We start from the raw sequence: 12,465 nt of genomic DNA, 5'->3' as shown, positions 1-12,465 counted from the left end.
GCAATGTTGTTTCGCCTGTCCAATCTGGCGTAGGTAGCGCCATGAGCGGGGATATGGGCGGTGCATTCGGTAGCGCGCCTACAGGTCTGTTTAGCGGTCTGAACCCCGGTGGCGGAATGAGCGGCACCCAAGCGGGCGCACTGGGTGGCGGTCTGTCGGGGACGACGGCGGGCACCACACCGATTGGCGGGACTTCAATGGGCGGAATGCAGCCAGGGAACACGATGGGTGCAATGGGCGCTTTGGGTGGTGCTATGCAGCGTCAAGGCGCGCAACAGCAACCGCAGTACGCCCCGCCTTCAATGCCAATGGGCGGTGGTGGTGGTGAAGGCATGCAAGCCCTACAGGGTATTAGCCAACGCCTACAGCAACTTTACGGAACACGGTAAATATGGGACTCCTAGATAATCTTTTCGGTGGTGGTAACACGACCGATCCAAATGCAGCAAATGCACCCGCTCAACAGGACCCTAGCATTTCCGACAACCTTGCAAACGCGATGGGTGCCGGTGGCGGGGTCTACACGGATCAACAGCGCCACTCCGCAGCACAGAACGCCCTTTTGAATATGGGCGTCGCAATGATGCAGGCGGGCGCGCCAAGTTTCGACCCTCGTACTAAGAGCCTGGCTTATGGTCTGGCGCAAGGTATTCAGGGTGGCGAACAAGGTTACCAGCAAAGCCTTCAAAACTCGCTTCAGAACCAGATGAACGCGTTCAAGATGAACCAGCTACGCGCACAGATGGGGATGCAGCAACGAATCATGGGCGCAATGAACGGGCAACCGCAAGGCGCAGCAGCTACGCCGGGTGGTTCGGCATCCATTACGGCTGGTGGCGCTCCTAACGGCACTCCGGCAACGGGCGGCGCTCCGGTTGGTTCGGTCGCAGCGGCGGCGAACGCTGGTGCTAACGGTGCTCCCCCGCAAGCGGCTACGGCGGATGGTCACCAAGCCCCGGCGCAAGGGCAAGCCAACACCGACAATCCGTATCTGATTCGTGGCGCACCGCTCGAAGTTTCACAGATGGCCTACGCAGCGGACCCGCAAGGCTACGCGGCAAAGGTGGCGGCAAGTTGGCAAATGACGGATATCGAGAAGAACGCCGCTGACGCTTTCGGTGGACGCGATACGCCCCAGTTCAAGGCGTACATGCAGAACTACGCGAACAAACAGGCGATGACTACGTTCCGTCCGGGTTCGGCCTACATGGGCGCGGACGGTCAACTGCACTACACGAACCCGGCTGCACCGACTGGCTACACCTACGACCAGCAAGGCAACCTTACGCAAATCCCAGGCGGTCTGGCTGCGGTGCGCGCAAGCGAGTCTGCAAAGGCTGCGGGTGAGAACGACCAGAAGCCGTACAGCGGATACGATGCACAAGGCAACCCGCTCCCGGTTATGTCCACGTCGCAAGCGCTGGGCAACCCGGCAACAGGCGGCGCACCTGGTGGTGTTCCTGGTGGTGTTCCTGGTGGTGTCACTGCGCAGGGAAATGTTCCGCTCGGTATCCGGAATAACAATCCAGGCAACATCAAGGCTCCGGACGGTACATACGCGCAGTATCCGACGATGCAGGCGGGTATGCAGGCGGTGGACAATAACCTAGCCGCGTACGGTAGCAAGCACGGTATCAACACCATTAGCGGTGTTATCAACCGTTGGGCACCCGCGAGTGACGGTAACAACACGGCGGCATATATCCAGGACGTTTCACAGCGTACGGGCCTCGCACCGAATCAGCCGATTGACCTGTCTAACCCTATGGTGCGCCAGGTTCTCGGTTCGGCAATCATGATTCACGAGAACGGCCCTGGATTCATGACGGGTGCAGGCGTTCCAATGGCAGCGCAAGGCGCACCGTCTGGCGCGCCCACACAGGCTGCACCTCAGGCCGTGTACGCACAACCGCCACAGGGCGCGCAAGCGGGCGCGAATTCGGCAAGCTCAAGTCAGGCTAAGGCCATGACTCAACAGATGCAGGCCATGAGCGCCCAGGACGCGAACTATCAGCAGACTAACGCCAACCTGGCGCGTATGCGTCAATTGGCGGGGCAAGCTGGCGCAACCGGACGTATCGGGGACATGCTCCCCTATGAACTGGGTCCACGCTTTAATGCGTCGAATGCGGAATACGACAAGCTACACGCGTCCGTGATTTCGTCTATCGCACCAGGTGGAACGGGTACGGATGCATCGCGCGCGACAGTGGCGCAAGCACTCCCGACATACGACCGTCCACAACAGGCGCAGTACGCGGGTATTGATAACGCGGTCGCTCAAAACAACATGAACCACCTGAAGCGGCAAGTGTTGGCACCGATCTACAACAGCCCGAACCCTGACGCGGTGAAGTTCGGCCAGAAGTCGGCGGAATTCGACCAAAACGTTACGCCACAGATGGCGGGTGTTCTGACTTTGACAGACCCTAATCAGCAACGCGCAGCCATTCAGGCGCAAATCGCGAAGAATCCGGCATTGAAGCCGCGCTATCAGTGGGCGTATCAGAATGGCCTAATGGCACAGTAAGGATAAACATGGCTACATCATTCGATGACTGGCTCAACGCGGGGCAACCCGCTAGCGCGTCAAGCGCCCCGGCGAGTGCTCCAGCACAATCAGCCCCCGCGCAGCCGCAATCGTTCGATGCGTGGCTTGGTTCTCCCGCGCAGGCTGCACCCTCACCCGCTCCGGCTGCTGCACAACCGTCCACCGATCCAGCGCCACAAATGGGTCAAGGTGAAGCGATGGTCCGCGCGGCGGGGCATAACTTCATGAAGCCCATTAACGGCCTGGCGCAGCTTGTGGAACACGGCGTTGCGGGTGGTCTTAACTATGTCGCGCCCGGATCCTCAGTCGCGAAGTATGCGCAAGGCGTTTCGGATTCTGACGATGCCGCGCTCGCGCAAAACGAAGCGGACTATCAAAAGGCCGTCCCGGATGGTATCGGGGCAGGTATCGGCGCTACTGTCGGTTCTATTGCGCCGTTCCTTTTGGGCACGGGTGAAGCTAGCGCAGTGGCACGAGGCGCAGGCGCTGACGCTACCTTGGCAGCACGCGCAGGACAGGCGGCGCAAGCTGCTACGGCAAATGCGCCGGGTATCGTTCGCGCGGTCGCTCCGACTGCGGCACGTGTTGGCACCCTGGCAGCTCAAGGCGGTGCATATGGCGCACTAACCCCGGTCACCAATCAAGACCCCGACCAATCCTTTGCCCAACAGAAGCTAGGCCAGATTGGCGAAGGCGCTGTAGGTGGTGCCGTCGCGGGTCCTGTCGGTTCCGTGCTCGGTCGTGTGCTCTCCCCTGTCGGGAATGCTGCGGTCAACACGTTGCAGGCTGCGGGTATCCGTCCGACGTTCGGTCAAGCAATGGGACCGGTTGGCTCCAGCCTGGAACAGAAAGCAGCAAGTCTGCCGTTCGTCGGTGACCTGATCAACAGCGCGCGCGGTCGTGCCGTAGGTGACTTTAACCGGGCCATCGGAAATGATGCGCTCGCACCTATCGGGGAAACGCTACCGGGCGATATCGCGCCAGGTTCGGACATGGTTGCACACGTGCGCGACACCATCGGACAGCGCTTTGACCAAATCGCGCGTAACGGCCAGGTCGTCATGGACCCCGCTTTGCAATCGGATATCGCGAATTTGCAAAATGGGATTGCACAGGACGCACCGTCTCTAGCGGGTCGCTTTAACAACCTCGTCAACAATCAACTGTTGAACAAGAATGGCGGCAACCTGACGGGCGATCAATGGGCGGATTCGCGCTCGATGATTGGCGAAGCTATTCGTGCGCACAGTGGCCCAACCGCCACGAGTGACGATGCTCAGATGGTCAATTACCTGAACGGCTTGCAGGACGCTTTGACGGCCAACGCGGAATACCACAGCAATACGTCAGTCGCCCAGAATCTCCAGCAAGCGAACACCGCATACGCTCGCTACAAGGTCATGGAAAAAGCAGCGGGCGGAACCGGCGCACAGAAGGCTGATAACACATTCACGCCTGCTCAGTACCTAAATGCAGCCCGTGGCGGTCAATCGGCTTTCCAGCGTGCGACCTCGTCGGGTGGCGGACAGGGATATGCACAGAACCTGGCTACGACCGCACAACCCCTATTGGGCGCGACCGTTCCGGACAGCGGAACGGCAGGACGAAACATGATTGGCGGATTGCTCGCACTCCACAATCCGGTGGTGGCGCTGAAAGCTGGCGTTGCTGCGGTTCCGTACCTTCCGGGTATTCGAAATGTGGCCCCGCTTCTGGCAACCGCTCGGGGACCGCTACGGGCGCTAGCAAGTCCCGCGCGTGTTGCGGCACCGTATGTTGGTGGCATGCTCGCGCAACCCGGCCAAGGGGCCGCAAACGCGTCTTATGACCCGAATAACTTCCAGGCTACGAACGCTGGACTGTTGAACTAAGAAAGGGGTGTCCAAATGGGCACCCCTTTTTCTTTTTGGGGCAAGCGAAAGTCTCCCGCCGATCTCGGTTGGAATATAGGGGTCGATTTATCGACCGCGATTATTGATTGGGTTCTGGGTTGCTGTCTTCGTCGTTTCCAGATTTGCAGTACCTCAACTCGCCATTGTCATTGGACACGAAATAACAGAATCTTAACCAGTGACGTGTATTGAAAGCATCCAGATAATCGACCCGTCCAACGATGAAACTATATTCCGTGTCTGAGGAGTTAGTTTTTTGTGGGGCACTCCCCGCGCTAAGCAGTGGCAACGTTGGGGCGGCGTTCGGGGCGATTGAGCCAGGAGTCCATTTTGTTTGGCCATTATTCCCAGATTCTACCATTGCCTGCATCCCCGCAGTGTATTGCGGATTTTCCACAAATTGGAAACTGCCCGACGGATTTGACATCTTCACCTCGACGCTGTGCGCTACGGTTTTGCCGAAATTTTGAACGGATATTTCATATCGAAATACTCGTGGGAAGCCGGGTGATGGGGGCTGTGCTTCAGGATCTCCCACCTTTATTTCTAGCCACGCCCGCTCATCAATTCTGAACGTCTGTCTAGTCTCATTCAGGCTCTCTTTTGCAATGTAAGCCTGCCATGCAGTACCTGCGGCAGCAACTAGAGCAACAAAGCTTCCCCAATAGGCGATCGTGGATTTTAGAAATTTCTTAAACCTGTTTGCGAGGCGAATTTCTTGAGACTCGATCTTCATATTGCCGCTGACCACACCCGGTTCCTGCTGTTTATTGTTTGCATCAGATTGTGGTAAATTTTCTGGCATTAATCTTCATCCAATTTTGTACGCGAGGCTTGGAGTATTAAAAATTATGCTCTGGGTTGGGCCGTAGGCAAAGCTCGCAGTCGCTGTCTATTTGCGAGCAAAGGTCCCTGCCCAATATCCCTTCCCCTCGGAGGCATCCGCTTGCCATTCGTCAGCGACGTTCGCGAACATACGGGCACGTTCAGCAAATTCGTTCTTCAGGTAGATCGCCGTTTCAGGAGTCAGGCCATCCGGGAAGACTTCAGCGTGTGTCTTTTTGTCAGAAATCGCCGCAGCAATGAGGCAAGCGTCTCTGATCTCCGCGTTGGAAACGTCCTGACCGATGAATTCATCGCTCGTAAGGAGCAAGTACGCCAGGCGTTCAAGCCTCGAAACGATCGGCGCTGAAAGCGGCTTACCCTCGCGGTAGCGCGTAACCAGCCTTATCAATTCGATCGGACCAGGCGGGCGGCGGAATTCCTTAACGCAGTGATCGGCGGCGGCGTCGATTTCGTCAACCGTAAAGCTTTTCAGGAAGGGGGACCAAGCGGCAATCCAATCGGGTTTGCTTACCTCCAAATCCCATTGCTGCGCAAACTTGTCGTAGGTCGCCTCAATGGCGAACTTCAGATCAGAACTCAAGCCTTCCCCTTCCTCAAACATACGTCACCCCGCTGGTTACTTGACTTGACCGAATGTTCTAGCGGCGGTCCAAAGAGATATTGTAATGTTGAATGGCGCCGTCAGCACGCCGGTAACGCGCACTATCCCAAGTATGACTGGCGGGTTCGACTAGCTTACACGCTAGACGAATATGCTTACAAGTTCGCACTTTATTGTACGGTGTCGCACGCTAACGGGGAAAGATCCTTCTCTCACCCGTCGGATGATCTATATTCCTAGAGGATGTATCAAATAACCTTTTTAATGTAGTCATCAAAATGATCTAGATCATTACCATTTTACCCGCTATCTGCCTTAAATTCAGTCGATCGACCTCGCCAATTCCAAGATAGAGGATTTTCATCCATGACTATCACTCGTGTTTCGCGTAAAACATCCCGTCTGCTATTTGTAGCATTTGCGATCATGGTGGCATTCGATAGCGCTTCAGCGAAAATTATTCTTCGATGCGATTCAACAGATGACTCTCTTCTAGTTTTCATAACCCCTGAGCAGAAAGATATTGAACTGCACAAAGGCAACCAGGTGGGTTATTTTCAGGATGGCGTAACGTTTGAAGCCAAAAATAGTCAGGTGTTCCCCGATGGATGCCCCATAATGCAAAAGGTCGATATAAGGCAAAATTTTATATCTTTTAGTGAATCAGCTGCTGGATCTAGGGACCAGTGCGACTATTACCCTGGATTTGCGCAAGTTATTAAGTATGAGATTAGCAGAGAAACAGGGGTAATGACCTATTTTGGTTTGACAGTGCACCGTGACCCTTACACAGTGACATATCAGTGCAGAAAATGGTCTCCAGGAGAGGCATTTTGATCACTGAATTTTAGGGGGGGCTGGGCACCCCTTTTTTTGTCTACAGGAAACGCGCTGGGGGGTTAGAGAGGGTCGCGCGCGAGCGCGAGGGTTCCAAGGGGCGCACCAGCCCATTGGTCGATTCGTGCTTTTCGAATCGAAAGCGCGACAGCGCCAACCAAGTCACGCCAACCACCCGCCCGGTTGCAGCCAAGAACATCTCTCATTGAGGCAAGCGAAGCGCGTCAGGGCGAAGCCTGGGACCGTGAGGGTTCCCTGTGTGCGGGTTGGGTGCGGGTCCGAATGGAGCCGTGCCCAGCCGTGCATAGGGACGCGGGCAAACCGATGCGGTTCATAACTGCCCTACTCGATTCCGAATGTCTCGCACCTTGGGCCGCGCAGTCGGGGCCTCACAGCTTTTTGGCTCGCTTCGCTCCCTGCCCTTTTACCCCTCAAACGCTTGCAAACCAAACCGTGCTATTCGCGATTTTACGGTGTGATCCACGGATTACAGATGTGTGATTCTAGGTGGACACGGGTGCGGGTGGAGCCGTGCATTGGGACGCGGGAACTGGCAGGAGCGTATAAAGCAGAATAAGAGGGAACGTCCGGAAACCCCCGCCAGGTATAGAGGTATGTGGTCAAATTTGACCGCGAAAGTAGTCAATTTTGGCCTGCTTCTGCCTCTTTTTTAGGCAAATACATACCTTGGCATGCCCAAAGTATGTATTTCGTGAGGCGCACAAAGTGGACTTTTCTGACCAGTTTGTACGTACTGACGACGACCACTTAACGTGCACTTTTTCAGACCACAAAAGTAGTCACATTCGAGTCTCTTTGTGCTAATCTTCTCCCGTGGCGAACATACGGGGGCAGCATGGGTTCATACTTTCAGGGGCAACGTACCCTGGTCGATCAGGATAGCGGCGAGATTATCGACGCTCAGGTTGTGCTTAAGACGGTTGGGGACGCGGGTTTCCACAAAATCTGGTTGCACGAAATCCTGGATTTGGTGGACGAGGTCGGCAACGCAAAGATGCAAGTGTTGCTGTGGGTGCTTTCCCAGGCGGATGCACAGAACCGCGTCTTTGCCACGCAAAAGGAAATCGCGGATGCGACGAATACGAGCCTGAAGACGGTTCAACGGCTCATGTCGTCCCTCGCATCCGCGAACGTGATTACGGAAGTGCGGCGCAGTCTCTGGCGTCTGAATCCGTCTGTGATCTTCAAGGGTGACCACAATAAGCGTATGTCGGTGCTTATCAAGTATCGCAACGAATCGGATGCGAACGAGCCTACGCCGAATGCCCCGGTGGCTGATTCGGCGGCAAAGCTTCGCGTGGTTAAGAATGACGAAGAATGAAAAACCCCGCCTGGTGCGGGGTTCTTTGTACGGTCGATTGCGCGCGATGCGTGGGGCACTGCCCCGCTAGTACTAAAGTATCGAAACCTTGTCGAGCCGCGCGCGCAGGTTTTCTGTTGCGCCACCGTAGTTGGTTTCAATGATTTCTACACTTGTCCCGCATTGCAAGGCGACCGTGTAAATATCGATTCCTTGGTCGATATATTCCCGGATGAAGGTATGCCGGAAATAATACAAAACCGCATCGGGCATTTTTGCCAATACGCGGGCTTCGCGGAACAGTCTCCCCCAAATTGGCGCGGACCAACGCTCACCGTTTTCCATCGGCAAAAGCGGCGCGTTTCCAATTCGTCCTTTTGTCTGTTCCTTGAAAAACTCCAGGGCTTTAGTCGAAAGCGTAACAGTTCGTTCGCCGGTTTTACCCTTTGTCAGCGTCAGTTCCCCCTTAACCTTATCGAGGTTGCTAACGTTCGCTTTAGCTAGTTCGCCGGGACGCGCGCCGATATGCAGCATTGCTTGCGCTAGATTGCGCAAATCAGCCGGCAGAACTCCCAGCAATTCCGCGCGCGCCTTGGCGTCCAAGTATCCGATACGGCGCGCGCCAACGTCTTTCCCGCCCTCGCGCTTATACATTTCGGCTTCCTTCCAGCCCTTATCAGTCGCTACCCAATTCAGCTTGTTTTTGGCGTAATTCAGCGCCGCTTTGAGGGACTTGAGATTACGATTAATCGTATCCTTGGCGCGCAATAGCTCTTCGTCGTCTTCGGGGTCGAAGTCACAGGAATCTAGTTGCGCATCGCACCAGCGCTCAACATCGTGGGGGCGAAGCTGCGCAAGGGGAATCTCCCCGATAGGGTTCTCGTAGACAAACGCGGCTTCGCGCTTCAGGCGTTTGCGTTTCTTGCTCCCGTCAGGCAAAGACTCGCCCTCTTTCAGCCCGCACGTTTCCGGGTACACGTACCGCGTGAATCGGCGCTCGGCATCATAGGCGGTATCGGCCCCCTTCCGAGCACGCCGATTTGCCACATAGGCGCGGCACGCATCCGCAACCGTATGTTTCTGACGCGTATGAACGACGACCCCGGACGCCAGTTCATCGTTCCACTTCTCCACCGCCTTTTTCGCAGCCGGATAGTCCATACCCCGTTCATCGCCAACGGTCTGGTACTGATATTTCGGTTGCCCACCGCTTGCCCGCCGCCCTATCCACGTGCCGAACTCGCCCGCATTTTTCCGGTAGCCGATGGAAAGACCCCGCTGGAGGTTGTCCCAATACGGCATGTGCCGGGGCGTCAGCCTGTCGCGAGCGGTCTTTGTCTTGAAGTTGGCTGCTGCCATGTTCGTTGCCCCCGGCCGAAGGTGCTTACGCACCAAGTTACGCACTTTCGATTCTTCGTCTGTAGAAGCTCCTATTGAACGAATGACAACTTTTTTAGACTTTTCAAGGGCTTAAAAATTGGCATCGTTCGATAGGAGCGCTTAGAACGCTAGTTTACCTTATTGTTTTCGCCCTCGGTGGGCATGAATCGACCGAACATTGGAATCCCGGTAATTGGTCTCGGATCGCCGTCACAAAACGGCAAGATAGCCGTCATAAAACGGCGACATTGTATCGTCACGAACCGCTGGCCGCACTCGTCCAGGCATGCGCAATCGGCATTTGCGCCACTTTGGCGCAAATGCTCCGCATCCCGGCTACGTTTGAGTTACTCGGCGTAGAAGTTCTGCGCCCCGGCAAAATTGTCGAATTTCGTGTATTGGCCGTGGAACGTGAGTCGAACGGGCCCGATTGGGCCGTTACGCTGCTTGCCGATGATGATTTCGGCCGTGCCCTTGTCCGGGCTGTCCGGGTTATAGACTTCATCGCGGTAGATAAACAGGATGACGTCCGCATCCTGTTCGATAGCACCCGATTCACGCAGGTCCGACATGACCGGACGCTTGTTGGGACGCTGCTCGAGGCCGCGATTGAGCTGCGAAAGCGCGATCACCGGAACGTCGAGTTCCTTGGCGAGGCTCTTGAGCGAGCGCGAAATTTCCGAAATCTCGGTCGCGCGGTTTTCGCCCGATGAAGAGCCGCTCATCAACTGCAGATAGTCGATGATGATGAGCCCGAGCTTGCCGCACTGGCGCGACAGACGCCGCGCGCGCGAGCGCAGTTCCATCGGGTTCAGGCCGCCGGTTTCGTCGATGAAGATCTGCGCCTCGCTCATTTTCTGCACGGCGTGCGTGAGCTTGGGCCAATCCTCGTCGGTCAGGCGGCCCGTGCGCATGCGGTGCTGATCGAGACGGCCGACCGAGCCCAGCATACGCATGATGAGCTGCGTACCCGGCATTTCCATCGAGAACACCGCGACCGGGAGGCCGTACTCCACGGCCACGTATTCGCCGATGTTCATCGAGAACGCGGTCTTACCCATCGATGGCCGCCCCGCCACGATGATCAGCTCGCCGCCGTGCATGCCCGAGGTCATGCGGTCGAGGTCCATGAAGCCAGTGGGCGTGCCCGTCACGTCGCTCGGATTGGCCGTGTGGTAGAGCGTGTCGATGCGCTCGACCACCTGCGTGAGCAGCGGCCCGATTTCGAGGAAGCCCTGGGTGCCGCGCGCGCCGTCCTCGGCAATCGAGAAGACCTTCGACTCGGCCTCGTCGAGCAACTGCCGCACTTCCTTGCCCTGCGGGTTGAAAGCGTCGGCCGAGATTTCGTCGGCGACTGAAACGAGGCGGCGCAACACCGCGCGGTCACGCACGATTTCCGCATAGCGGCGGATGTTTGCGGCGCTCGGCGTGTTTTGTGCGAGCGCGTTCAGGTACGCGAGGCCGCCCACCTCCTCGGCCTTGCCCGAGGTCCCGAGCGCTTCGTACACGGTCACCACGTCCGCCGGGCGCGTCGCCGCGATCAGGCGGCCGATATGCTCGAAGATGATGCGGTGATCGTAGCGGTAGAAGTCGCTTTGCGAGAGAAAGTCGGCAATCCGGTCCCAGGCGGCGTTATCCAGCAGCAGGCCGCCAAGCACCGACTGCTCGGCTTCGATCGAATGCGGCGGGACCTTCAGCGAGTCGAGTTGGGGATCTTTCGGAGCGTTCATGGAGGGCAATTATCGGACAAGCCGGCTACCTGGAACAAGCGGAAACCAGCAGCAAGACGCCAGCAAACCAGCGGCAAAGGCGCCGCAAGCGGGCGGCAAAACTGCAGCGGCGCTCGCGCAACAAAAAAGGCAGAAGCCGCGGGGCTCCTGCCTTCCTTGAAATGACAGCGGTCAAACGACCTCGGGTCACCCCAAGGCCGCCTGGGTGCTTAGGCGTGCTCGCCCAGCACCGACACCGTGACGTCGACGAGGACGTCGGTGTGCAGCGAAACCTGCACCGGGTGGTCGCCCACCATCTTCAGCGGGCCTTCCGGCAGACGCACTTGCGCCTTTTCCACTGCGAAGCCTTGCTTCGTGAGCGCAACGGCGATGTCCGCGTTCGTGACCGAGCCGAACAGACGGCCGTCCACGCCAGCCTTCTGGCCGATCTGAACGGTCAGGCCGTTCAGCTTTTCGCCTTCGGCTTGAGCAGCTGCCAGCTTTTCAGCGGCGCCCTTTTCGAGTTCAGCGCGGCGAACTTCGAATTCAGCGATTGCGTCCTTCGTTGCGCGGCGTGCCTTCTTGTTCGGGATCAGGAAGTTACGTGCGTAACCGTCCTTCACCTTCACGATGTCGCCGAGGTTACCCAGGTTGACGACTTTTTCCAGAAGAATGATCTGCATTCTATTGCTCCTTATCGCGTCGTCTTGTTAGGCCTTGTGCTGGTCGGTGTACGGCATCAGCGCGAGGAAACGCGCGCGCTTGATAGCCGTGTCCAGCTGACGCTGATAGTGGGCCTTCGTACCCGTCAGACGAGCCGGCGTGATCTTGCCGTTTTCGCCGATGAAGTCCTTCAGCGTTTCGATGTCCTTGTAGTCGATCTGATCGACGCCTGCAGCCGTGAAGCGGCAGAACTTCTTGCGCTTGAAGAGCGGGTTTTGCTGTTGACGACGCTTGTCGAATTTCTTACCAGTCGGGCGGGGCATGATTAGTCCTTTCCTGTGCCTTGCATTTCGGTGATGTGAAACACCAGGGTTCGCGCGTTGCGGTGCTTTTTCGCCAGAAAGCCGGTGAAGAGCGCTTCCACGCCCATCTCGCAGCTTTCGACGAGACCGCAGGCCTTGCCGGCCGCCACCGCGGGCATCGTGAGCTCGACGAAGCGGGCAATGCCGGCCTCGACGACCTCCGTGCGGTGCTGCAACGTGACGCTGGCGATCGGAACGCCGGCGGGGGTGTACCGCACCGGTTCGCGTTCGACGACACTAGCCGTGAGCTGCAGCCTGTTCACGCGGTTGGTCTACGCAACTGAGCCTGAATCCTGATGGCTT

11 protein-coding genes are annotated in these 12,465 nt (G+C 57.2%); 4 read left to right on the top strand and 7 right to left on the bottom strand.

Features of this window, described 5'->3' with window-relative positions:
- Nucleotides 1–391: 391 nt before the first annotated feature.
- Complete coding sequence (locus BO1_RS06095; protein ID WP_156992152.1) at nucleotides 392–2,530, top strand: hypothetical protein; 2,139 nt, start codon at nucleotides 392–394, stop codon at nucleotides 2,528–2,530.
- A 200-nt stretch (nucleotides 2,531–2,730) separates the two neighbouring features.
- Nucleotides 2,731–4,422 carry a hypothetical protein gene (locus BO1_RS58855; RefSeq protein WP_156992150.1) on the top strand — a complete coding sequence of 564 codons (1,692 nt, stop codon included), beginning with the start codon at nucleotides 2,731–2,733 and terminating at the stop codon, nucleotides 4,420–4,422.
- Between the two features lie 100 nt (nucleotides 4,423–4,522).
- Here BO1_RS58855 and BO1_RS58850 read toward each other — a convergent pair whose 3' ends face one another.
- Complete coding sequence (locus BO1_RS58850; protein WP_156992148.1) at nucleotides 4,523–5,248, bottom strand: COG1361 family protein; 726 nt, start codon at nucleotides 5,246–5,248, stop codon at nucleotides 4,523–4,525.
- Nucleotides 5,249–5,335: 87 nt separating this feature from the next.
- Complete coding sequence (locus BO1_RS06080) at nucleotides 5,336–5,869, bottom strand: hypothetical protein (RefSeq protein ID WP_028216792.1); 534 nt, start codon at nucleotides 5,867–5,869, stop codon at nucleotides 5,336–5,338.
- Nucleotides 5,870–6,256: 387 nt separating this feature from the next.
- Between BO1_RS06080 and BO1_RS58845 the strand changes: the two genes are divergently transcribed.
- Entirely contained in the window at nucleotides 6,257–6,727 is a 471-nt protein-coding gene (locus BO1_RS58845; RefSeq protein WP_156992146.1) for a hypothetical protein, read from the top strand.
- Between the two features lie 856 nt (nucleotides 6,728–7,583).
- On the top strand, nucleotides 7,584–8,069 hold the full coding sequence (locus BO1_RS06075) for a replication/maintenance protein RepL (RefSeq protein ID WP_028216791.1): 486 nt from the start codon (nucleotides 7,584–7,586) through the stop codon (nucleotides 8,067–8,069).
- A gap of 72 nt (nucleotides 8,070–8,141) precedes the next feature.
- Here the strand turns inward: BO1_RS06075 and BO1_RS06070 are convergent, their stop codons facing one another.
- From BO1_RS06070 to priB, 5 genes are all read right to left on the bottom strand, one after another.
- A complete protein-coding gene (locus BO1_RS06070; protein WP_028216790.1) occupies nucleotides 8,142–9,407 on the bottom strand; it encodes a tyrosine-type recombinase/integrase in 1,266 nt (421 codons plus the stop codon).
- Nucleotides 9,408–9,775: 368 nt separating this feature from the next.
- Nucleotides 9,776–11,158 (bottom strand): replicative DNA helicase, encoded by a 1,383-nt coding sequence (locus BO1_RS06065; RefSeq protein WP_028216789.1) that lies wholly within the window; start codon nucleotides 11,156–11,158, stop codon nucleotides 9,776–9,778.
- A 209-nt stretch (nucleotides 11,159–11,367) separates the two neighbouring features.
- A complete protein-coding gene (gene rplI, locus BO1_RS06060) occupies nucleotides 11,368–11,820 on the bottom strand; it encodes a 50S ribosomal protein L9 (RefSeq protein WP_028216788.1) in 453 nt (150 codons plus the stop codon).
- A gap of 27 nt (nucleotides 11,821–11,847) precedes the next feature.
- Nucleotides 11,848–12,123, bottom strand: a complete 276-nt coding sequence (rpsR, locus tag BO1_RS06055; protein ID WP_028216787.1) for a 30S ribosomal protein S18 — start codon at nucleotides 12,121–12,123, stop codon at nucleotides 11,848–11,850.
- 2 nt (nucleotides 12,124–12,125) lie between these two features.
- Complete coding sequence (gene priB, locus BO1_RS06050; protein ID WP_028216786.1) at nucleotides 12,126–12,425, bottom strand: primosomal replication protein N; 300 nt, start codon at nucleotides 12,423–12,425, stop codon at nucleotides 12,126–12,128.
- Nucleotides 12,426–12,465 lie beyond the last annotated feature (40 nt).

This window comes from Paraburkholderia oxyphila NBRC 105797, from assembly GCF_000685075.1.
In the GTDB taxonomy this organism is placed as follows: Bacteria; Pseudomonadota; Gammaproteobacteria; order Burkholderiales; family Burkholderiaceae; genus Paraburkholderia; species Paraburkholderia oxyphila.
The sequence above is the reverse complement of the archived record's forward strand: the minus strand, read 5'-3'. Positions and strand labels throughout refer to the sequence as shown.